At 71.2% G+C, this 22,265-nt stretch carries 21 protein-coding genes; 16 read left to right on the top strand and 5 right to left on the bottom strand.

The window, feature by feature from the left end:
* The first annotated feature begins 35 nt into the window (after positions 1-35).
* Entirely contained in the window at positions 36-1,199 is a 1,164-nt protein-coding gene (locus CP970_RS18975) for an NADH-quinone oxidoreductase subunit D (protein ID WP_055552316.1), read from the top strand.
* Here the strand turns inward: CP970_RS18975 and CP970_RS18970 are convergent.
* The gene (locus CP970_RS18970) at positions 1,164-2,198 is read right to left on the bottom strand and encodes an SAM-dependent methyltransferase (RefSeq protein ID WP_055552317.1); all 1,035 of its coding nucleotides are present in this window, start codon (positions 2,196-2,198) and stop codon (positions 1,164-1,166) included. The genes CP970_RS18975 and CP970_RS18970 overlap by 36 nt on opposite strands.
* A 106-nt stretch (positions 2,199-2,304) precedes the next feature.
* Here CP970_RS18970 and CP970_RS18965 point away from each other — a divergent pair, with 106 nt between their 5' ends.
* Together CP970_RS18965 and CP970_RS18960 are read left to right on the top strand one after the other, a co-directional pair.
* A complete protein-coding gene (locus CP970_RS18965; protein WP_055552325.1) occupies positions 2,305-3,510 on the top strand; it encodes a sensor histidine kinase in 1,206 nt (401 codons plus the stop codon).
* Between the two features lie 52 nt (positions 3,511-3,562).
* A complete protein-coding gene (locus tag CP970_RS18960) occupies positions 3,563-4,234 on the top strand; it encodes a response regulator transcription factor (RefSeq protein ID WP_055552319.1) in 672 nt (223 codons plus the stop codon).
* Between the two features lie 67 nt (positions 4,235-4,301).
* Here the strand turns inward: CP970_RS18960 and CP970_RS18955 are convergent, their stop codons facing one another.
* Both CP970_RS18955 and CP970_RS18950 read right to left on the bottom strand, forming a co-directional pair.
* Positions 4,302-5,468, bottom strand: a complete 1,167-nt coding sequence (locus tag CP970_RS18955; protein ID WP_398655369.1) for a serine hydrolase domain-containing protein — start codon at positions 5,466-5,468, stop codon at positions 4,302-4,304.
* Between the two features lie 175 nt (positions 5,469-5,643).
* Positions 5,644-6,750: a DUF5937 family protein gene (locus tag CP970_RS18950; RefSeq protein WP_055552323.1), complete on the bottom strand. Its 1,107-nt coding sequence runs from the start codon at positions 6,748-6,750 to the stop codon at positions 5,644-5,646.
* A 292-nt stretch (positions 6,751-7,042) separates the two neighbouring features.
* Between CP970_RS18950 and CP970_RS18945 the strand changes: the two genes are divergently transcribed.
* Positions 7,043-7,288, top strand: coding sequence for a hypothetical protein (locus CP970_RS18945; protein WP_055556293.1), 246 nt, complete (start codon positions 7,043-7,045; stop codon positions 7,286-7,288).
* Here the strand turns inward: CP970_RS18945 and CP970_RS18940 are convergent.
* Positions 7,245-8,471, bottom strand: coding sequence for a threonine aldolase family protein (locus tag CP970_RS18940; protein WP_079044040.1), 1,227 nt, complete (start codon positions 8,469-8,471; stop codon positions 7,245-7,247). The two genes, CP970_RS18945 and CP970_RS18940, sit on opposite strands and share 44 nt — an antisense overlap.
* 92 nt (positions 8,472-8,563) lie before the next feature.
* On the opposite strand from CP970_RS18940, the gene CP970_RS18935 reads away from it, so the two are divergent.
* The 11 genes from CP970_RS18935 to CP970_RS18885 all read left to right on the top strand — a co-directional run bounded on the left by CP970_RS18935 (position 8,564) and on the right by CP970_RS18885 (position 18,640).
* Positions 8,564-9,556, top strand: a complete 993-nt coding sequence (locus CP970_RS18935) for a Rossmann-like and DUF2520 domain-containing protein (protein WP_398655366.1) — start codon at positions 8,564-8,566, stop codon at positions 9,554-9,556.
* Positions 9,553-10,557, top strand: a complete 1,005-nt coding sequence (gene panC / locus CP970_RS18930; RefSeq protein ID WP_055556289.1) for a pantoate--beta-alanine ligase — start codon at positions 9,553-9,555, stop codon at positions 10,555-10,557. Before CP970_RS18935 ends, panC begins: the two co-directional genes overlap by 4 nt.
* A gap of 19 nt (positions 10,558-10,576) precedes the next feature.
* Complete coding sequence (locus CP970_RS18925; RefSeq protein ID WP_150493583.1) at positions 10,577-12,322, top strand: L-aspartate oxidase; 1,746 nt, start codon at positions 10,577-10,579, stop codon at positions 12,320-12,322.
* Between the two features lie 2 nt (positions 12,323-12,324).
* Positions 12,325-13,314: a carboxylating nicotinate-nucleotide diphosphorylase gene (gene nadC, locus CP970_RS18920; protein ID WP_055557181.1), complete on the top strand. Its 990-nt coding sequence runs from the start codon at positions 12,325-12,327 to the stop codon at positions 13,312-13,314.
* A complete protein-coding gene (locus CP970_RS18915) occupies positions 13,314-14,120 on the top strand; it encodes a type III pantothenate kinase (RefSeq protein WP_150493581.1) in 807 nt (268 codons plus the stop codon). The genes nadC and CP970_RS18915 overlap by 1 nt, the downstream gene beginning before the upstream one ends.
* Positions 14,121-14,331: 211 nt before the next feature.
* On the top strand, positions 14,332-15,972 hold the full coding sequence (locus CP970_RS18910) for a hypothetical protein (protein ID WP_150493579.1): 1,641 nt from the start codon (positions 14,332-14,334) through the stop codon (positions 15,970-15,972).
* A 137-nt stretch (positions 15,973-16,109) separates the two neighbouring features.
* A complete protein-coding gene (locus CP970_RS18905; protein WP_150494818.1) occupies positions 16,110-16,724 on the top strand; it encodes a hypothetical protein in 615 nt (204 codons plus the stop codon).
* A 14-nt stretch (positions 16,725-16,738) separates the two neighbouring features.
* The gene (locus tag CP970_RS18900) at positions 16,739-16,918 is read left to right on the top strand and encodes a hypothetical protein (RefSeq protein WP_055552601.1); all 180 of its coding nucleotides are present in this window, start codon (positions 16,739-16,741) and stop codon (positions 16,916-16,918) included.
* A 218-nt stretch (positions 16,919-17,136) separates the two neighbouring features.
* On the top strand, positions 17,137-17,523 hold the full coding sequence (locus CP970_RS18895) for a BlaI/MecI/CopY family transcriptional regulator (protein WP_079043824.1): 387 nt from the start codon (positions 17,137-17,139) through the stop codon (positions 17,521-17,523).
* Between the two features lie 9 nt (positions 17,524-17,532).
* On the top strand, positions 17,533-18,075 hold the full coding sequence (locus tag CP970_RS18890) for an amino-acid N-acetyltransferase (RefSeq protein ID WP_055552600.1): 543 nt from the start codon (positions 17,533-17,535) through the stop codon (positions 18,073-18,075).
* 226 nt (positions 18,076-18,301) lie between these two features.
* On the top strand, positions 18,302-18,640 hold the full coding sequence (locus CP970_RS18885; RefSeq protein ID WP_055552598.1) for a histone-like nucleoid-structuring protein Lsr2: 339 nt from the start codon (positions 18,302-18,304) through the stop codon (positions 18,638-18,640).
* Here the strand turns inward: CP970_RS18885 and CP970_RS18880 are convergent.
* Positions 18,619-19,209, bottom strand: coding sequence for an SCO3374 family protein (locus CP970_RS18880; protein WP_055552596.1), 591 nt, complete (start codon positions 19,207-19,209; stop codon positions 18,619-18,621). The genes CP970_RS18885 and CP970_RS18880 overlap by 22 nt on opposite strands.
* A 441-nt stretch (positions 19,210-19,650) precedes the next feature.
* On the opposite strand from CP970_RS18880, the gene CP970_RS18870 reads away from it, so the two are divergent.
* A complete protein-coding gene (locus tag CP970_RS18870) occupies positions 19,651-22,179 on the top strand; it encodes an ATP-dependent Clp protease ATP-binding subunit (protein ID WP_055552594.1) in 2,529 nt (842 codons plus the stop codon).
* Positions 22,180-22,265: the final 86 nt, after the last annotated feature.

The raw sequence follows: 22,265 nt of genomic DNA, 5'->3' as shown, positions 1-22,265 counted from the left end.
GCCGCGTACGCGAGCGCGTGCGAGAGACTGTGCGCATGAGTCCCACGACGGAGACCACCACGGAGACCACGCTCGGCATCGGCGGCGCGGCGGAGAGCACCGACATGGTGCTCAACATCGGCCCCCAGCACCCGTCCACGCACGGTGTGCTGCGGCTGCGCCTCGTCCTTGACGGCGAGCGCATCCAGCACGCGGAGCCGGTCATCGGCTACATGCACCGCGGTGCGGAGAAGCTCTTCGAGGCCAGGGACTACCGGCAGATCGTGATGCTGGCCAACCGCCACGACTGGCTGTCGGCGTTCTCGAACGAGCTGGGCGTCGTGCTCGCGGTCGAGCGGATGCTCGGCATGGAGGTGCCCGAGCGCGCGGTCTGGACGCGCACGCTGCTCGCCGAGCTGAACCGGGTGCTCAACCACCTGATGTTCCTCGGCTCCTACCCCCTCGAACTGGGCGGGATCACTCCGGTGTTCCACGCGTTCCGCGAGCGCGAGGAGCTCCAGAACGTGATGGAGGAGGTCTCCGGCGGCCGCATGCACTACATGTTCAACCGCGTCGGCGGCCTCAAGGAGGACCTGCCCGCGGGTTGGACCACCCGCGCGCGCGAAGCCGTCGCGTCGGTGCGCTCGCGCATGGACGTGTACGACCGTCTGGTGCTCGGCAACGAGATCTTCCGCGGCCGCACGCGCGGCGTCGGCGTCCTCACGCCCGAGGCGGTGCACGCCTACGGAGTGAGCGGTCCCATCGCGCGTGCCTCCGGAGTCGACTTCGACCTGCGCCGCGACGAGCCCTACCTCGCGTACGGCGAACTCCAGGACACCCTGAAGGTCGTCACGCGGCAGGAGGGCGACTGTCTGGCCCGCTTCGAGTGCCTCCTGGAGCAGACCCACGTCGCCTTGGACCTCGCGGACGCCTGCCTGGACCGGCTCTTCGACCTGCCGCAGGGCCCGATCAACCAGCGCCTGCCGAAGGTCCTCAAGGCCCCCGAGGGCCACACGTACGCGTGGACCGAGAATCCGCTCGGGATCAACGGCTACTACCTGGTCAGCAAGGGCGAGAAGACCCCGTACCGGCTGAAGCTGCGCTCCGCCTCGTACAACAACATCCAGGCCCTGGCCGAACTGCTCCCCGGCCAGCTGGTCGCGGACATGGTGGCGATCCTGGGATCACTCTTCTTCGTGGTCGGCGACATCGACAAGTAGGGGCGCGTCCGGAGGCAGGTCCACGGGCTGCACCAGCCATCCGAAGTCCCCGAGTCCGCCGGACGCGGTCAGTTCCGCCGCCTCTCCCGCGCGCGTGAGGGCCCTTACGTAGGCCGCGGGGTCGCTGGAGGCCAGGGACAGCGGCGGGCGGGCGCCGCTCACGCCCAGCGCGCCGAGCGCCGCCCGCTGGGTGAGCGGCGCGGCCCCGTCGAGCGCGCACGCGTCCAGCGCCACATGGGCGGTGATGTCGCAGGAGCCGTCCGGCACGGGTGTCGTCCCGCGGCCCGCGGCGAAGCCCGTGAGGGTCCCGAACGGCGGGCGTGCCGCGCGCTGGTGGGCGTAGTCCACGGCCACCGCGACACCGCGCGCGAGGGTCGCCACGGCGGCCGCCCACGCCCGGTCCCTGGGGAGGCCGATCTCCGCGCGAAGCCCGGGCTCGGGCGCCAGCGGCCACCAGCGCGCGAGCCACTCGGCGTCCGCCCCTTCGACGGGCCCGCCCAGCGTCTCGCGGCCCTCGGTGTCGACCAGGACGCGGCGCACCGTGCCGTCGGCGGCCACCTCGACGACGTCCAAGGGGACGTTGTCCAGCCACTCGTTGGCGAAGAGCAGTCCGGTGACGCCGCCCGGGGGAGCGGCCCGCCACTCGATGCGCGGGTCGAGTCCGGCGGGACGCTCCGCGCGCTCCACCGCGTACGCACGCACGCGTGCCGCCACATCGGCGGGCAGCGCGGCGATGACGCCCTCGGTCAGCTCGCCGCGGCCCGCGCCCATGTCGACGAACGCCAACTCGTCCGGGTGGTCGAGCGCGTCGTCCACGCGGCGCAGGAGCAGTGCCACCGCGCCCGCGTAGAGGGGCGAGGCGTGCACGGACGTACGGAAGTGACCCGCGGGCCCCTCGGGGCTCCGATAGAAGCCCTCAGGGCCGTACAGGGCGGTTTCCGTGGCCGTGCGCCAGCCGCCTCGCCGTGCCGTCGGCTCGGGTTCTTTGTCGTTCGTCACATCCCGCAGGCTAAGCGGGCCTCCACCTTGGGGAGTACACGCGCTCGATACGGATCGGACCTTCGGTTGACCCCGGGGTGCCGTGGGCCTGCCTACGCTGGGTTACGTGCAGCGCCTCTACGACTTCCTCCGCAGACACCCCGTGTGGGTCGACGGCTTCTGGGGTCTCGTTCTGTTCGGGATCTCCGGGATCAGTCTGCTCTACATGGTCGAGGGCAGCGGGCGGGCCGAGCCGAACATCGCGGCGATCCCCGTGTGCGTCGGCCTGTCCCTGGTGGTCGCGCTGCGCCGACGGGCGACCGAGCAGATGCTGGTGCTCGCGGCGGTGATCGGCACCGCCCAGCTGATCTTCGACGTCGAGACGCTGCCCGCGAACTTCGCGATGCTCGTGATCATCTACACGGCGGCGGCCGACGGCGAGAAGTGGGCCTCCCGGTTCGCGCTGATCGGCGGCCTGTGCGCGGCGCCGCTGTCGATGATGCGCTGGCCCACGGAGAACATAAGCGCCTTCGGGCACATCCTGTTCACGATGTTCCAGATCGTGCCGTTCGCGCTCGCCTGGGTGCTCGGCGACTCCATCCGCACCCGCCGGGCCTACCTCGCCCAGCTGGAGGAGCGCGCCGACCGCCTGGAGAAGGAGCGCGAGGCGCAGTCCAAGGTCGCGGTGGCGGCCGAGCGGGCCAGGATCGCCCGCGAGCTGCACGACGTCGTCGCGCACAACGTCTCGGTGATGGTGGTGCAGGCCGACGGCGCCGCGTACGTCATGGACACCGCGCCCGACCAGGCGAGGAAGGCCCTGGAGACCATCTCAGGAACCGGCCGCCAGGCCCTCGCCGAGATGCGCCGCCTGCTGGGCGTGCTGCGCACCGGGGAGCACGAGGAGAGCGGCGAGTACGTCCCGCAGCCCGACGTCGAGCAGCTCGACGAGCTCATCGAACAGGTGCGCACGGCGGGCCTGCCCGTCGACTTCAAGGTCGAGGGCACCCCGCGCCCGCTGCCCAGCGGCGTGGAGCTCACCGCGTACCGCATCGTGCAGGAGGCGCTCACCAACACCCGCAAGCACGGCGGCGAGAACGCCGGTGCGAGCGTGCGCCTCGTCTACTTCGACGACGGCCTCGGGCTGCTCGTCGAGGACGACGGCAAGGGCGCCCCGCACGAGCTGTACGAGGACGGCGGCGCCGACGGCAGCGGGCACGGCCTGATCGGCATGCGCGAGCGCGTCGGTATGGTCGGCGGCACGCTGGACGCGGGACCGCGGCCCGGCGGGGGCTTCCGCATCAGCGCCCTGCTGCCGCTCAAGCCCGCACATTGATGACCGCCGATGACACCTGTCACCGGCCCGCTCCCCGAAGGGACCCCCCTTGATGTCGATCCGCGTGATGCTCGTCGACGACCAGGTGCTGCTGCGCACCGGGTTCCGGATGGTGCTCGACGCCCAGCCGGACATGGAGGTCGTCGCGGAGGCGGGCGACGGTGTCGAGGCGCTCGAAGTGCTGCGCGCGACCAAGGTCGACGTGGTCCTGATGGACGTACGCATGCCGAAGCTCGACGGCGTGGAGGCCACCCGGCGCATCTGCCAGGGCCCCAACCCGCCGAAGGTGCTGATCCTGACCACCTTCGACCTGGACGAGTACGCCTTCTCCGGGCTGAAGGCCGGTGCGTCCGGCTTCATGCTCAAGGACGTGCCTCCGGGGGAGCTGCTCACCGCGATCCGCTCGGTGCACAGCGGTGACGCGGTGGTCGCGCCGTCCACGACGCGGCGCCTGCTCGACCGCTTCGCGCCGATGCTGCCGAACGCCGGGGGGCAGCCCCAGCACAAGCAGCTCGAACGCCTGACGGGGCGCGAGCGCGAGGTGATGATCCTGGTCGCGCAGGGCCTGTCGAACGGCGAGATCGCGGGGCGTCTCGTCCTCTCGGAGGCGACCGTGAAGACGCACGTCGGCCGGATCCTGACGAAGCTGGACCTGCGCGACCGCGTGCAGGTGGTCGTCCTCGCGTACGAGACGGGGCTGGTGCGCGCCGGGGGCACGGCCTAAGGCCTGTCCGGACAGGCCTTGGGGCCCGCCCGGCGTCGCGCCGGACGGGCCCTACGGAGACGGTGGTTCAGCTCGCGCACAGGGCCTTGTCCACGACGCGGTCCACGTGCTTCATGACGTTCGCGTCGGACGGCTGGGTGGTCACCGCGACGTTGGCGGCGCGGCCGTCCTCGGTGGCGCCGCCGCGGGTCTCGTATCCGGTCATGCTGCCGCCGTGGCCCCAGTAGACGCCGCCGCAGGACAGCGGCTTGCTGACGAGCCCGAGGCCGTAGCGCGCGCCGGGGCCGAAGTACTCGGCGGAGACGGTGGTCCGCATCTGGGCGAGCTGGGCGTCCGAGAGGAGGCTGCCGTCCAGGATCGCGGCGGCGAACCGGTTCAGGTCGGAGTTGGTGGAGACCATCTGGCCCGCCGACCAGCCCCAGGAGGGGTCGAATTCGGTCACGTCGAGCGGGGCGCCCGAGGCGTCCTTGTCGTAGCCCTTGGGGTGGGCCTCCCGGATCTTCGTCTCACCGGGCGCGGGGAAGTAGGTGTGGCGCAGCCCGAGGGGCTTGATGACGCGCCGCCCGATCTCGTGGGCGACGCTGTGCTTGGTGACCTTCTCGATGAGGAGTCCGGCCAGCACGTAGTTCGTGTTGCTGTACTCCCACTTCTTCCCCGGGTCGAAGTCCTTCTTGTGCTGGAGGGCGCGGTCGAGGAGCTCGCGCGGGGTGTAGGAACGGGGCTCGGGGTCGAGGTACTTGACGTAGTTGGGCAGTCCGCTGGTGTGCTGCAGGAGGTGGCGGATGGTGATGTTATGCCCGTCGATGCCCTCCCCGCGCACGAGGCCCGGCAGATAGTCCTCGATCGGGGCGTCGAGGCGGACCTTCCCCTCGTCGACCAGCTGCAGCACGACCACCGAGGTGAACGTCTTGGTGTTGCTGCCGATCCGCACCTGACCGTCCTTCGGCACCTTCGCACCGGTGGCCAGGTCGCCGACGCCCGCGGTGTACGTACGGGTGTGGCCCTTGTCGTCCTTGACGCTCGCGAGCGCGGCGGGCACGCCGTCCTGGCGCACCAGGGAGTTCAGGCCCTCCTTGACGCTGTCCGGGCGGTGGGCGGCGGATGCCGCGGGCTGTCCCAGGACGCCGATCGCCACGACGCCGACGGCCAGCGCGGTGGCGGCCCGCACGGTGCCGCGCCGGGCACCCCGTCGCCGCCCGGTGGAAAGGGACCTCTGCCATACCTGCTCACGCACGAGCAACTCCTACGGAAATATCGGGAAACCAGCGGCGTCTGCCTGGCTCCAGCATTTCCGTCGGCGATCACCCGGGGCGATCCTGCTGACCGCCGGGTTCCGGGTGGGGCTAACCCCCGGTACTTCCGTAACCCCCGGTACTCCGGTACCTAGCTCCGGTACCGAACTCCCGTACCTAGCGCAGGACGCCCTCGATGAAGTCGCTGCCGAGGCGGGACACCACGCTGATGTCCAACTGGTGCTGCACATAGCGCCCGCGGCGGCGCGTGCTGACCAGGTCCGCCTTCTTCAGGACGCTCAGGTGCCGGGATATCTCCGGAGCCGTCATGCCGTGCGCGTCGGCCAGCTCGCTCGTGGTGTACGCCCCGCGCGCGAGGTGGCGGCACAGGCGCATCCGCACCGGGTGGGCGAGCGCGGCCATGCGGCGGGTCAGCTGCTCCACGGAGGGCGGCGAGGTGAGGCCGGGGGAGCTGATGGGGTACGTGATCGAGGCCTGCCAGCCCTTGCGGTGCAGCACCCACAGGTGCGGCCAGCCGAGGCTGGTCGGGACGATCACCAGGCCTCCCTGGCCCGTGGTGGTGCGGCCCACGCTGATCTTGTCGACGGTGATCAGCCGCCCGCTCTCGTCCAGGGACACCGATCCGGACATGGCCCGCAGCGCCTCCGGAAGGCCCTTGCGCCGCAGCAGCTCGGTCTTGTGCCGGGCGTCCGCGGCCAGTTGATGACTCACCCGGGCCCAGGTGTCGGCGAAGAAGGCCTCCTCGCAGTCCTCCAGAAGCGTGCGGAACCACGCGCGGACGATCGGCGGATCGTCGAGCAGCCGCTTGGTGAAGCGCATCTGGAGCGGGCCGCGGGCGGCGGCCAGGTCAAGGGCGCGCTGCCGCACGGCGGGGTCGGACAGGAGATTGCGGTCCGGCTCCGCGTACGTCGACTGGCAGGTGAACTCCAGGGCCGCGTCCACGAACTGCTCGTCGGACAGCTTGTCCAGCTGGTCGAGCTCCTCGGCGAGCGTGGCTCCGGGCAGCCCGTTCTGCCCGGGGAGTCCCGCGAACGGCGTGAACACGTCCGAGAACGTCGTGCGCCACAGGAAGTCGGCCTCGCACATGCGGTCCGCCAGGCACGGGTCGAGGCGCGTGGAGACGGCTGTCGCCCAGCCCTGGAGCCCCGGGTGGTGACCCGGCTCGGACAGCGCGTGCAGCGCCATGCCGAGCTCGGCCAGGGGCGAGGGCACGACATGGATCCGCTCCAGGGGAAGCCCGGTGATGTCGATGCTCACGCTCATGACCCCATGGTGCACCGCGCCACTGACAGCGCCGCCGTCGATTGACGAGCGCCGTCAATCGACGCGACGGGGGAGGGGGCGCGGGAGCAGGCTGTGGTCATCGGACGGAGCGCGCCAGCGTCGCCGCGGCCCGTCCCGCTCCACCCCTTCCTCACTTCCCCGCGCGTTCCTCGTTCCCCTGCGCCTTCCCCACCCCTCACCCCTCACCCCGTTCCGGCTCCGCTCCGGCACCTGGGGCCAATGAACCCTTCAGTGTCCGTTAAGTACCATTTATTACGAGAGGCGATCCATCATGAGCGTCACCCAGCAGTACCTGCTCGACACCTACCGAGCCGCCCAGCACGGCGAGCCGATGCCGCCCGCACCCGGGCAGCACGACTGGCAGGCCGTCCGCGAGGTCCGCGACTACGGCCGCTTCCGCGCCGTCGTCCAGGAGCGCCCCGCCCGCGGCAGACTGCGCGCCGCCCTGGCCCGGTTCGTCCACGGCGACCGGCTCAGGCAGCGATACGCCGCACGAACTCCGCGACCGCTTCCTTGACGTCGTCGGCCGTCCACTCCAGGCCCGCCTCGGCCACGGTGACCTCCGTGACCGAGAGGCCGGGCGGCCCGTCCGCGAACCAGCGCCCGAAGAGCAGGGTCTTGGTCTCCTCCGCCTGACCGACCGAAGCCTCGTTCAGCACCTCCGGCGCGTACGGCAGCCAGACCTGGAACTGATGCGTGTGCGGCGGGTCGGGGTGCACGCGCGACCACGGCACCACGCTCTCCGCGAGACCCTCGCGCAGCGCCTCGGCGACCACGCGCGCGTGGGTGACGTACTCGGGCAGCCGGGGCAGCGTGCGCCGCAGGCCGAGGAGCGCGGAGACGGCCGTCGGGAACTGCTGGAAGAGCAGGCCCCCGTAGCGGTGGCGCCACACCCTCGCCTCGTCGACGAGCGTGCGCGGACCGGCGAGCGCGGCGCCGCTCAGCCCTCCCAGGGACTTGTAGAACGACACGTACACGCTGTCCGCGAGCCCGGCGATCTCCGCGAGGGAACGGTCGAAGTGCGTCGCGCACTCCCACAGGCGGGCCCCGTCGAAGTGCACGACCGCGTCCCGTTCGCGGGCCGCCGCCACGACCTCCGTCAGCTCCTGCCAGGTCGGCAGGACGAAACCGGCGTCCCGGAGCGGCAGTTCGAGCATCAGCGTCCCGAACGGCTCCCCGTGGTCGCGCACTTCGTCCGCCGTCGGCAGCCGGGGGTCGTGCGTCGGATGCACCGTGCGCAGCCCGCTCACCGTGGGGAAGGCGCCCCCTTCGTGGAGCTCGGGGTGCGACAAGGGGTGCAGGGCGACGGTGGCGTTCCCGGTGCGCCCGGCCCAGCAGCGCAGGGCGACCTGCTGCGCCATCGTGCCGGTCGGGAAGAAGGCGACGGCCTCCTTGCCGAGCAGAGCGGCGACCTCCTCCTCCAGGGTGGCCACGACGCCGTCTCCGTAGACGTCCGTGGGGTCGTCGGGCCCCGTCACCTCGGAGGCCGCGGCCGCCAGGTCCGAGAGGCGCTCGGTGAGGGAGGGGTCCAGGGGCGAGCGGTGCAGGGCCCGGGCGGCGCCCAGCGCGGCGGTACGACGCCGGGCGCGCTGGTCCCGCTCCTGCTCCTGCTCTTGCTCCTGTTCCTGTTCCTGTTCCTGGTCCGGCAGGCTCTGCTCAGGGTCCTCGGAGTGCTCTGGTTCCGCGTCGTTCGCAGTCATTCCCCGAGCATGGCCCGTCCGCTGCCGCCGGTCACATGAATAACCACAGCCTGTGGACAGCGGAAGGCACCGCGCCAAGCAATAGCGTTAGCATGACGAGAAATCGTCCGGTACCCCGAGCGGACTGGAACGGAAGGCGTCATCGCGTGAACGCATCGCATCAGCCAGACCCGCGGGACCGTCCCGCGAGGCTCACCGTCGGCGTCGTGGGAGCGGGCCGCGTGGGCCCCGCGCTCGCCGCGTCGCTGCAGCTCGCGGGGCACCGTCCGGTGGCCGCTTCCGGGGTGTCCGACACCTCCGTACGGCGCGCCGCCGCCCTGCTGCCCGACGTCCCCCTGGTACCGCCCGCCGAGGTGCTCAAGAGGGCCGACCTGGTGCTCCTGACCGTCCCTGACGACGCCCTGCCCGGCCTCGTCGAGGGCCTCGCGGAGACCGGGGCCGTGCGTCCGGGCCAGCTGCTCGTGCACACCTCGGGCAGGTACGGCACCAAGGTCCTCGAACCCGCGCTGCGGGCGGGCGCCCTGCCGCTCGCGCTGCATCCCGCCATGACCTTCACCGGCACCGCCGTCGACGTACAGCGCCTGGCCGGGTGCTCCTTCGGCGTGACCGCGCCCGAGGAGCTGCGGCTCGCCGCAGAGGCCCTGGTCATCGAGATGGGCGGCGAGCCCGAGTGGATCGCCGAGGAGAGCCGCCCGCTCTACCACGCGGCCCTCGCCCTCGGTGCGAACCACCTGGTCACGCTGGTCGCCGAGTCCATGGAGCTGCTCCGCGACGCGGGCGTGGCCGCCCCCGACCGGATGCTCGGCCCGCTGCTCGGCGCCGCCCTCGACAACGCCCTGCGCTCCGGCGACGCCGCGCTCACCGGACCCGTCGCGCGCGGGGACGCGGGCACGGTCGCCGCGCACGTCGCCGAGCTGCGCAAGCACGCCCCGCAGACCGTCGCCGGATATCTGGCGATGGCCCGCGCCACCGCCGACCGCGCCCTCGCACACGGCCTGCTCAAGCCGGAGCTCGCCGAGGACCTCCTCGGCGTACTCGCGAACGGAGCGGGCGGGGCCAACGGCTCCGAAGGGGGAAACCGATGAGCACCACCCTCCTGCACACCGCCGAGTCCTTGCGCACGCGCGCGCGTGCGGGACGCCGGGCCGTCGTCATGACCATGGGCGCCCTGCACGACGGGCACGCCTCGCTGATCCGCGCCGCCCGCCGTGTCGCGGGCCCCGAGGGCGAGGTCGTCGTCACGGTCTTCGTGAACCCCCTCCAGTTCGGCGCGGGCGAGGACCTCGACCGCTACCCGCGCACCCTCGAAGCCGACCTCAAGATCGCCGAGCAGGCGGGCGCGGACGCCGTGTTCGCCCCTGCCGTGGACGAGGTCTACCCGGGCGGCGAGCCCCAGGTCCGCATCGGCGCGGGCCCCATGGGCACGGTCCTCGAAGGCGCCACGCGCCCCGGCCACTTCGACGGCATGCTCACCGTCGTCGCCAAGCTGCTGCACCTCACCCGGCCCGACGCGGCACTGTTCGGGCAGAAGGACGCCCAGCAGCTCGCCCTGATCCGCCGCATGGTGCGCGACCTGAACTTCGACGTGGAGATCGTCGGCGTCCCCACCGTCCGCGAGGACGACGGCCTGGCGCTCTCCAGCCGCAACCGCTACCTGGCCCCCGACGAGCGCCGCACCGCGCTCGCCCTCTCCCAGGCACTCTTCGCGGGCCGTGACCGGCATGCCGCGCAGGAGGCCCTGCGCGCGCGTGCCGCCACCGCGCCCGCCACGCACGCGCGTGCCGTCGCCCTGAGCGCCATCGGCGAGTCCCGCGCCGCCGCCGACGCCCACGCGCTGGCCCGGTCGGGGGCGCCCGCCGCGACCGGCGGGCCCGCGGCCGTCCTCGCCGCGGCCCGGCAGGTCCTCGACGAGGCCGCCCGGCTGCGGCCCCCGCTGCGCCTCGACTACGTGGCGCTCGTCGACCCCGCCGACTTCACCGACGTACGTCCGGGGCACAGCGGTGACGCCGTCCTCGCCGTGGCCGCCAGGGTCGGCTCCACGCGACTGATCGACAACATCCCGCTGACCTTCGGAGCCACCGTATGAGCGCGAATGGAGCCACCGTATGAGTGCCACCGGAATACGGCTGCACGCCCCCGCCCCCGGCTGGTCCATCGAAGCCGACGTCGTGGTCGTCGGCTCCGGAGTGGCCGGTCTCACCACGGCCCTGCGCTGCTCGGCCGCCGGTCTGAAGACGGTCGTGGTGACCAAGGCCCGCCTGGACGACGGCTCCACGCGCTGGGCCCAGGGCGGCGTCGCCGCGGCGCTCGGCGAGGGCGACACCCCCGAACAGCACCTGGACGACACGCTCGTGGCGGGCGCGGGCCTGTGCGACGAGGAGGCCGTGCGCACCCTCGTCACCGAGGGCCCCGACGCCGTGCGCCGCCTCATCGAGACCGGCGCCCACTTCGACAAGGGCCCCGAGGGCGCCATCGCGCTGGGCCGCGAGGGCGGCCACCACCGCCGCCGCATCGCGCACGCGGGCGGCGACGCGACCGGCGCCGAGATCTCCCGCGCCCTCGTCGAAGCGGTCCGCGCCCAGGGCGTACCGACCGTGGAGAACGCCCTGGCGCTCGACCTCCTCACGGACGCCGAAGGCCGCACCGCCGGTGTCTCCCTGCACGTCATGGGCGAGGGTCAGCACGACGGCGTGGGCGCCGTGCACGCCCCCGCGGTGGTCCTCGCCACCGGCGGCATCGGCCAGGTCTTCTCGGCGACCACCAACCCGTCCGTCGCCACCGGCGACGGCGTCGCGCTCGCGCTGCGCGCCGGAGCCGAGGTCTCCGACCTGGAGTTCGTGCAGTTCCACCCCACGGTGCTCTTCCTCGGCGCCGACGCGGAGGGCCAGCAGCCGCTGGTCTCCGAAGCGGTCCGCGGCGAGGGCGCGCACCTGGTGGACGCCGACGGCGTGCGCTTCATGGTCGGCCAGCACGAGCTCGCCGAGCTCGCGCCCCGGGACGTCGTCGCCAAGGGCATCACGCGCCGCATGCAGGAACAGGGCGCCGAGAACATGTACTTGGACGCCAGGCACTTCGGCGCCGACATGTGGGAGAACCGCTTCCCGACGATCCTCGCCGCCTGCCGCGCGCACGGCATCGACCCGGTGACCGAGCCCATCCCGATCGCCCCCGCCGCGCACCACGCCTCCGGCGGCGTCCGCACCGACCCGCACGGCCGCACCACCGTCCCCGGCCTGTACGCCTGCGGCGAGGTGGCCTGCACCGGCGTGCACGGCGCCAACCGTCTGGCCTCCAACTCGCTTCTGGAGGGCCTGGTCTACGCCGAGCGCATCGCCGCCGACATCGCGGCGCGGCACGCGGAGAACGCCCTTCACGCGCGCGTGCCCGCCCCCGTGACCCGGCCGCGGACGCCCGCCCACCCCCTGCTGCCGCCCGAGGCGCGCTTCGCCATCCAGCGCGTCATGACCGAGGGCGCCGGAGTGCTGCGCTCCGGGGCGTCCCTCACCGAGGCGGCGGCCCGCCTCGCCCGCATCCACGCCGAGGCCGCGGGCGCGCTCGCCGACGACGGCAAGACCGCCGAGCCCGGCGTCGACACCTGGGAGGCCACCAACCTCCTGTGCGTCGCCCGCGTCCTGGTCGCCGCCGCCCAGCGCCGCGAGGAGACCCGGGGCTGCCACTGGCGCGAGGACCACGCCGACCGCGACGACGCGGCCTGGCGGCGCCACATCGTCGTACGCCTGAATCCGGACAGGACGCTGGCGGCCCACACGACAGCGACCCCCGACTTCCCGCCGACAAGCCCTAGTCCCAGCCCCAGCCCCATCCCCAGCCCCAGTCCCCAGGAGCAGTGACCGTGAGCACCCCCGACGACCTCCCCCTCGCCCCGACCGGCGGCGGCTGCGGCGATGCCTGCGGCTGCGGCGGTGACGACGCGTACGACCCCATGGAGTGCGGTCTCGACCCCGCCCTTGCCCAGCTCCTGACCGAGGCGGGCCTCGACCCCGTGCAGGTCGAGGACATCGCGCACATGGCGATCGAGGAGGACCTGGCGGGCGGCGTGGACGTCACCACGGTCGCCACCATCCCCGAGGACGCCGTCGCCACCGCCGACTTCGCCGCGCGCGAGGCGGGCACCGTCGCGGGCCTGCGCGTCGCCGAAGCCGTCTTCTCCGTAGTGTGCGAGGACGAGTTCGAGGTCGAGCGGCACGTCGAGGACGGCGACCGCGTCGAGGCGGGCACCGTGCTGCTCAGCGTCACCACCCGCACCCGCGACCTGCTCACCGCCGAGCGCAGCGCGCTCAACATCCTGTGCCGCCTCTCCGGCATCGCGACCGCCACGCGCGCGTGGGCGGACGCCCTGGAGGGCACCAAGTCGCAGGTGCGCGACACCCGCAAGACGACGCCCGGCTACCGCGCCCTGGAGAAGTACGCGGTGCGCATGGGCGGCGGCGTGAACCACCGCATGTCGCTCTCCGACGCGGCCCTGGTCAAGGACAACCACGTGGTCGCGGCCGGTGGCGTCGCGCAGGCGTTCAAGGCCGTGCGCGAGCAGTTCCCCGGCCTGGCCATCGAGGTGGAGGTCGACACCCTCCACCAGCTGCGCGAAGTGCTCGACGCGGGCGCCGACCTGATCCTCCTGGACAACTTCACGCCGGGCGAGACCGCGGAGGCCGTGGCCCTCGTGGGCGGCCGCGCCTTCCTGGAGTCCTCGGGCCGCCTCACCCGGGAGAACGCGCGCGCGTACGCGGAGACGGGCGTCGACTACCTCTCGGTGGGCGCGCTCACCCACTCGTCGCCGATCCTGGACATCGGTCTCGACCTGCGGGAAGCGGTGCGGGACTGATGCTGCTCACGATCGACGTAGGCAATACGCACACCGTCCTCGGCCTCTTCGACGGCGAGGACATCGTCGAGCACTGGCGCATCTCCACCGACGCCCGCCGCACCGCCGACGAACTGGCCGTGCTCCTCAACGGATTGATGGGCATGCACCCGCTGCTCGGCGAGGAGCTGGGCGACGGCATCGACGGCATCGCGATCTGCTCCACCGTCCCCTCGGTCCTGCACGAGCTGCGCGAGGTCACCAGGCGCTACTACGGAGACGTGCCCGCCGTGCTCGTCGAGCCGGGCATCAAGACCGGCGTCCCGATCCTCATGGACAACCCCAAGGAGGTCGGCGCCGACCGCATCATCAACGCGGTCGCGGCGGTCGAGCTCTACGGAGGCCCGGCGATCGTCGTCGACTTCGGCACGGCGACGACCTTCGACGCGGTCTCCGCGCGCGGGGAGTACGCCGGTGGCGTGATCGCCCCCGGCATCGAGATCTCCGTCGAGGCCCTCGGCGTGCGCGGCGCCCAGCTCCGTAAGATCGAGCTGGCCAGGCCGCGCAGCGTCATCGGCAAGAACACCGTGGAGGCCATGCAGGCGGGCATCCTGTACGGCTTCGCGGGCCAGGTCGACGGCGTCGTGAACCGCATGGCGCGCGAACTGGCGGGCCCTGGCGGCGACCCCGAGGACGTGACGGTGATCGCCACGGGCGGCCTCGCCCCGATGGTGCTCGGCGAGGCGGCGGTCATCGACGAGCACGAGCCGTGGCTGACGCTGATCGGACTCCGGCTCGTCTACGAACGGAACGTGGCCCGGGGCTGAACCCGCACCTGCCGCCGGGGCGAAAGGGCGCGTACGCGCCGAAAGACGCCCGAGGCCGGACGGCGCGAACCAGCCGCCGCGGAGTGCGCGCAGGTCGAACGGCTTGCGCACACAACCCTCGTACCTTTACAAGAGTCTGCGCAGGGACGGGACTTGAGTGGGTTCGGACGGGCTGGGGCGAATGAAGCGTAAGGGACGATTGTGGGCTGCCGTGGCGGTCTTGGCGCTGGCGATACCGGCGACCGCCCCGACAGCGGTCGCCGCGCCCGCCGCCGGGGCCCACGAGCCGCACCCCGCCGCCGCGGCCCACGACCGGCACTCCGCCGCCCGCACCGCCGCCCAGGCCCCAGAAGCCCCCTCCGAGCCCTCGGAAGACCCCTCCGAGCCCCCTGAGGACCCCGCCCAGGTCTGGTCCAGGATCTCGGTCCCCCATCTGTCCCTGCCGCGCTCCGGCGAAGCCGTCGCCGTCGACCCCATGATCGAGTTCTACGACGGCGCCAAGTCCCTGCCGGGCCCCCGCGAGGTGCGGCTCGTCATCGACACGAGCGGACTGCGGGGCGTCGCCACCGTGAAGGTCACCGACGGCCTCTGCGCGGCCGAAGGGCCGGTCATCACCTGCGGGTTCGAGAAGTACCTGAGGGGACCCGACAAGCCGATCTCGGTCACCGCCGTCGAAGGCGTCGCGGCGGGCACCTCCGCGACCATCCGCTACGAAGTGACCGGCGAGCGCCTCACCGGCGCGAGGACCACCTCCCGCGTCTCCCTCGGCACGCCCCGGCTCGAAGTCGCCCAACTCCCCGACAAGGAGGGCCTGAAGACAGGCCAGGGCATCGAGGTCCCCGTCGTCCTGCGCAACACCGGCGACCGGGTGACCGAGCGGATCGCCGTCAAGGCCGCGGGCGACTCCGGCATACGACTCGCGCAGCGGCACAGCAACTGCCGCTACCGGCAAGGCGATTACGGCGACCACATCGCGGCAGCGACCTGTTACTTCGACCGGCCCCTCGCCCCCGGCGAGAGGGTCGCCCTCGCCTCGCCGCTGCCCGGTTCGCTCACCGACGACGCCTTCCACACCCAGGTCACGTACTCGGCGGAGGCCGTCCCCGGGGACCAGGACACCACCCAGGGCGGCACCGCGGGAAGCGGCCCCGAGCTGACCCTCGTCCCGGCACCGGGCCAGGGCACCGGCTTCGCCACCGAGCGCCTGGTGCGGTTCGTGGCGAAGAACTCGGCGGACATCCGCGCGATCGGCGACACCCTGAAGCCCGGCAAGAAGGGCACGACCCGAGAGCTCACCTTCGGTCTGCACAACGAAGGCCCCGCGCTGGTCGCCCGGCCCCTGCGCGAACCGGCCGTCTACGTAGAGGTGACCCTGCCCAAGGGCGTGGTGGCGAGCACCGTGCGCGTCGACGAGGAACCGGACGAGAACGCGGACGGCAACTGCTTCACCTACGAGGACGGGAAACGGAAGCCCTTCGCGCCGGGCCACCGCCGCTATCTGTGCCCCGACGCGGGAGTGGAGGCCCCCGGCAGCGGCCAGTCCTATTCCTTCGAAGTCCGCTACTCCGAAGACGTCGCCGCGGCGGAGGGCACCGTCCGGGTGCGCTCCGGAGACACCGACCGCCCCGGAGACGGCGGTTTCGACCTCAACGATCCGGACCCGGCCAACGACGAGGCGTCGATCGTCGTCGGCAAGAAGGCCGCAGGGGCCACGGGAGCCGCGCGGGCCGCGGACGCGCGCCCCATGGCGGAGGCGGGCGCCGGTGTCCTCCCGTGGATCGCGGCCGCGGCCGCCGCGCTGCTCGGCGTCGGAGCGGTCGTCTTCGCCCTGGTCCGTCGCCGCGCCGAGTGACCGCCCGTCGAGTGACCGCCGTCGAGTGACCGCTCGCCGGGTGACCGCCGCCGCGCCATGAAGTGGCGTTAAGCGGATTTTGTCCGTTCCGTGCGTATCGTCGTCCCATGCCCACGCCCTATGGATCCCGCGGCGGCATGGCCTTCAGTGCGGAGGAACTGCGTGTGCTCCGCCGCGCCCTGGCCCTCGCCCTGCACCCCAGCCCCACCAGCGACGAGGACGTCCAGGACTGTCTTCGCCTCGCCGAATCGGTCGACGAGGCCGTACGCGAGGGAGCCAGACTCCGCGCGTTCCTGGTGGCCGACCTCGCCCGCTACCGGGCGGCCCTGCCCGGCACCGCATCCGGCTACCTCGGCCTCCTGGCCGACGCACTCGGCGCCGGGTACCAGCCGGGCGCCGACGACCTCGCCGCGCTGCGCGCACTGCGCGGCAACGCCGTCGCGGCCGCGCTGCTCGACCGGTGCCGGATCCTCGCCGAACAGGCCGTGCGGGCCAGACTCGCGGGCCGCGCCGTCCCGGCCCCCGCCCGCGCCCTCGTTCCCGCGTCGCGCACCAGGCTGCTCGCGCTGCCCGGCGGTCTCGACGCGGCGGACGAACCGGCCGCGCCGAAGCCCGGAACGCCCGGCGCGCCGTCCGAACGCCCGGCCGCCCCGGAACCGCCCCGCCCGGTCCCCACCCCCGCCGAGGTCTTCCCGCCCAAGCGCCGCCCCGAGACCCCCGCGGACCCGCCGCACCAGCTCGTCGCGGGCTAGCTACTCTGGGGGGCATGGACTACGTTTCCGCGCTCGTGCCCCCCGTAGTGATGGCTGTGTTCTTCACCGGTCTCATCGTGACGATCGTGAAGACCCAGGGCGGTGCCAACAAGGCGAAGGAGGACGCGGCAGCCGACGCCATCGTCGCCCGCGCCGAATCCGTCCGTCAGTCTCCCGAGGCCGGCGGCGCCTGATCCGAATCTCATCGCACTTATTGGTGCCGGGTATCCTCGGTATCCCCGGCGTGACCTGCAAAGGTCACCCGGTGTGCCCGGGCGCGCACTACGGCGTACGACTCAAGCGTTTTAGAGTCGTACGCCCTTTTTGTTGCAGAAATTAGGGGTACGCCACGTCCCTCACGCATCACGCCAATAGTGACGTCTCCCACTATTGTTCTGCTGTGCCTCGCCCATTGGGAGAACTCGAAGACTCAGTCATGACGCGGGTGTGGAAGTGGAACCGCCCGGTCACGGTTCGAGAAGTCCTGGAAGACCTTCAGCAGGAACGGTCCATCGCGTACACGACCGTGATGACCGTTTTGGACAATCTCCATCAGAAGGGCTGGGTGCGTCGCGAAGCGGAAGGCCGCGCCTATCGATATGAGGCGGTGTCCACTCGTGCCGCCTACGCTGCCGCACTGATGAACGAAGCGTGGTCGCGCAGTGACAACCCCGCAGCCGCACTCGTCGCCTTCTTCGGCATGATGTCGCCAGAACAGCGGGAAGCCCTGAGTGATGCCATGCGTATCGTCCAAGGCCCGGAGAACCCCGGCTCCCCCGAGCGTGGCGCAGAGCGATAGCGTCCGGTCATGGCAGCAGAGGTACCCGAACTCAGCGAACTCAGTGCAAAAGCGGTCTCCCTCCGCAGGGCGCGAACCGCCGATGTCCCGGCCGTCCGCCGGCTCCTCGACTCCTACGTCGGCGAGCGCATCCTCCTGGACAAAGCGACGGTGACGCTTTACGAGGACATCCAGGAGTTCTGGGTGGCGGAACGCGACGACAACGCGGAGGTGGTCGGCTGCGGCGCTCTGCACGTGATGTGGGAAGACCTCGCGGAAGTGCGCACGCTCGCGGTGAACCCGGAGGTCAAGGGAGCCGGGGTGGGACATCAGTTGCTCGGGAAGTTGCTGCAGACCGCCCGCTGGCTCGGTGTGCGCAAGGTTTTCTGTCTCACCTTCGAAGTCCAGTTCTTCGCCAAGCACGGGTTCGTGGAGATCGGCGAGACTCCGGTCGACGGAGATGTCTACAGCGAGCTCCTGCGTTCCTATGACGAGGGGGTCGCGGAGTTCCTCGGCCTCGAACGAGTGAAACCGAACACCTTGGGCAACAGCCGGATGCTTCTGCATCTGTGATCGCCACCGTGGTATTCCGGACGGCCTCCTGCCCAGGTGGCCTATGTCCGAAACGCGTATGTTTCCAGGCTTCTCGCGGTGCCCGGTCTCTCCCAGGGGTTTGTGTTTTCCCAGCAAAAGCGGTTTGCTTTCCGACGTACTGCAGTACTGCATATAACAGGGGCCGGTGAATCGGCGGCGCACGTCGTGCGAGACGGCCTCGTAGTTATCGATGAAAGGAAATCCGGTGGCACAGAAGGTTCAGGTCCTTCTTGTCGATGACCTCGACGGTGGCGAGGCGGACGAGACCGTGACGTTTGCGTTGGACGGCAAGTCCTACGAGATCGACCTCACCACTGCCAACGCGGACAAGCTCCGTGGGGCTCTTGAGGACTTCGTCAAGGCCGGTCGGCGTACTGGTGGCCGTGGTTCCAGCGGTCGTGGCAAGGCTCGTGCCGCTGCCGCGAGCGGTGGTCAGGACACCGCGGCGATTCGCGCCTGGGCAAAGGACAACGGTTTCGAGGTCAATGACCGCGGCCGCGTTCCCGCGTCCATTCGTGAGGCCTACGAGAAGGCCAACGGCTGACGGCTGCGACGCCGCAACCGGACCCGGTGGCACTGCGTTGCCGCCGTGTCCACAAGTCGTACGAGATCGGAGCCCACGGCGGGGTCGCTGTGGGGCATCGTCCCGCCTCCCCCCACAGTGGGCAGGGACGGAAGTGCCGGCAGCGTCGGCTCCACCTCGCGCCCGGGCTCCGGGGGTCGCAGCCAGACGGCGGCACCCCGCGAGCCGGACCACCCCGGGGGAGTGGGCGCATCGATCCGCCCACCGGCCCCCACCGCGGTGAGACCCAGGGGAATGTCTCCCCATTCGAGCCAGTCGAGCAGCCCCGGCAGCTCGTCCGCGCCTCCCACCGTCACCAGGAGACGCATCGTTTCCCCGCGCAGGGCCACCGGAGCCTTCGGGCCGAGGTGGCGCAGGGCCGCGAAACCGGCCTCCGCCGGCAGTTCGAGGACGTCGAAGCGCAGGCCCGTGAGCAGTCGCACCGGACCCGGTTCCGGCGCGGTCGCCCAGCCGAGTTCGTTCTCGTACCACTGCCGCACCGGGTCGCTCTGCTCGACCGGCGTGCGGGGCTGGGGAACCGTGGGAGCCATATCCGAGCAACAGCCGGAAGACCGCGGGGGTTACGCAGGGTCTCCGGTCGATTGCGTACCGTGTCCGGAAATGGGGCGCAACGGCGTGCTCGGCAGCGCAAGGGTGTTCGCCCGTAGCTGAGGGAACCGGCGCGCGCCGCATGGAGTGTCAGTCCTTACGGGTAAGACATCCCTAGTGGGGAGGGGCGACACGCGGGCTTCGGCGTCTCACGTTCGCCATCGGCGTAGTGATGGTGAGGGTAACTGCTTGGCCTGCGGGAACATCGTCTCGCACCATCGGGTTGGAGCAGTTGTCGGCGTTCGGGGTCAGGAGATCCTCCGAGATGGTGTCCGGGTGTCGGCAGTTGGAATGAGCGGTCCCCGCTTGCGGGACTAAGCTGCGGAAGGACAGGGAGGGGACCGACCCCTCTACTGCCTGACCGCTCTGAGGAGCGATTAACGATGTTCGAGAGGTTCACCGACCGCGCGCGGCGGGTTGTCGTCCTGGCTCAGGAAGAAGCCCGGATGCTCAACCACAACTACATCGGCACCGAGCACATCCTCCTGGGCTTGATCCATGAGGGCGAGGGTGTCGCCGCTAAGGCCCTGGAGAGCCTCGGGATTTCGCTCGAGGCGGTCCGCCAGCAGGTGGAGGAGATCATCGGGCAGGGCCAGCAGGCTCCGTCCGGGCACATTCCCTTCACCCCCCGTGCCAAGAAGGTCCTGGAGCTCTCGCTCCGCGAGGCCCTTCAGCTGGGCCACAACTACATCGGCACGGAGCACATCCTGCTCGGCCTGATCCGCGAGGGCGAGGGCGTCGCCGCCCAGGTCCTGGTCAAGCTGGGCGCCGACCTCAACCGGGTGCGGCAGCAGGTCATCCAGCTGCTCTCCGGTTACCAGGGCAAGGAGACCGCCACCGCAGGCGGTCCTGCGGAGGGCACGCCCTCCACGTCCCTGGTCCTCGACCAGTTCGGCAGGAACCTCACCCAGGCGGCCCGCGAATCCAAGCTCGACCCGGTCATCGGGCGCGAGAAGGAGATCGAGCGGGTCATGCAGGTGCTGTCCCGCCGCACGAAGAACAACCCGGTCCTGATCGGTGAGCCCGGCGTCGGCAAGACCGCCGTCGTCGAGGGCCTCGCGCAGGCCATCGTCAAGGGCGAGGTGCCCGAGACCCTCAAGGACAAGCACCTCTACACCCTCGACCTGGGTGCCCTGGTCGCAGGTTCGCGCTACCGCGGTGACTTCGAGGAGCGCCTGAAGAAGGTCCTCAAGGAGATCCGCACCCGCGGCGACATCATCCTGTTCATCGACGAGCTGCACACGCTCGTGGGTGCGGGTGCCGCCGAGGGCGCCATCGACGCGGCTTCCATCCTGAAGCCGATGCTGGCCCGCGGTGAGCTGCAGACCATCGGTGCCACCACGCTCGACGAGTACCGCAAGCACCTGGAGAAGGACGCCGCTCTCGAGCGCCGCTTCCAGCCCATCCAGGTCGCGGAGCCGTCGCTGCCGCACACCATCGAGATCCTCAAGGGCCTCCGCGACCGGTACGAGGCGCACCACCGCGTCTCGATCACGGACGAGGCCCTCGTCCAGGCCGCGACCCTCGCCGACCGGTACATCTCGGACCGCTTCCTGCCGGACAAGGCGATCGACCTGATCGACGAGGCCGGTTCCCGGATGCGCATCCGCCGGATGACCGCGCCGCCGGACCTCCGCGAGTTCGACGAGAAGATCGCGGGCGTGCGCCGCGACAAGGAGTCGGCGATCGACTCCCAGGACTTCGAGAAGGCAGCCTCTCTCCGCGACAAGGAGAAGCAGCTGCTCGCCGCGAAGGCCAAGCGCGAGAAGGAGTGGAAGGCCGGCGACATGGACGTCGTCGCCGAGGTCGACGGCGAGCTGATCGCCGAGGTCCTCGCGACCGCCACCGGCATCCCGGTCTTCAAGCTGACGGAGGAGGAGTCCTCCCGTCTGCTGCGCATGGAGGACGAGCTCCACAAGCGCGTCATCGGCCAGAAGGACGCCGTCAAGGCGCTCTCGAAGGCGATCCGGCGTACGCGAGCGGGTCTGAAGGACCCGAAGCGTCCCGGCGGTTCGTTCATCTTCGCGGGCCCGTCCGGTGTCGGTAAGACCGAGCTGTCCAAGGCGCTCGCCGAATTCCTCTTCGGTGACGAGGACGCGCTGATCTCCCTCGACATGTCGGAGTTCAGCGAGAAGCACACGGTCTCGCGCCTCTTCGGCTCGCCCCCCGGATACGTGGGCTACGAAGAGGGCGGTCAGCTGACCGAGAAGGTCCGTCGCAAGCCGTTCTCCGTCGTCCTCTTCGACGAGGTCGAAAAGGCCCACCCGGACATCTTCAACTCGCTCCTGCAGATCCTGGAGGACGGTCGCCTGACCGACTCCCAGGGCCGCGTCGTGGACTTCAAGAACACGGTCATCATCATGACGACCAACCTTGGTACCCGCGACATCTCGAAGGGCTTCAACCTGGGCTTCGCGGCCCAGGGCGACTCGAAGTCCAACTACGAGCGGATGAAGAACAAGGTCAGCGACGAGCTGAAGCAGCACTTCCGCCCGGAGTTCCTGAACCGCGTCGACGACGTCGTCGTCTTCCCGCAGCTGACCCAGGACGACATCCTCCAGATCGTCGACCTGATGATCACCAAGGTGGACGAGCGCCTCAAGGACCGGGACATGGGCATCGAGCTCTCCCAGCCCGCGAAGGAGCTGCTCGCGAAGAAGGGTTACGACCCGGTGCTCGGCGCGCGTCCGCTGCGGCGCACGATCCAGCGCGAGGTCGAGGACACCCTCTCCGAGAAGATCCTCTTCGGCGAGCTCCGCCCCGGCCACATCGTGGTCGTCGACGTGGAGGGCGAGGGCGAGACCGCCACGTTCACCTTCCGCGGCGAGGAGAAGGCGGCGCTGCCGGACGTCCCGCCGATCGAGTCGGCCGCCGGTGGCGGCGCGGGCCCGAACCTGAGCAAGGAGGCGTGACGCCCACCCAGGGCTGAACGCTCGAAGGGGCTGCCCCGGACCGTTTCGTACGGTCTGGGGCAGCCCCTTTTTCCGTCCGCTGAGAT

Origin of the sequence: Streptomyces kanamyceticus (assembly GCF_008704495.1) — a bacterium.
Lineage (GTDB): Bacteria > Actinomycetota > Actinomycetes > Streptomycetales > Streptomycetaceae > Streptomyces > Streptomyces kanamyceticus.
The sequence above is the reverse complement of the archived record's forward strand: the minus strand, read 5'-3'. Positions and strand labels throughout refer to the sequence as shown.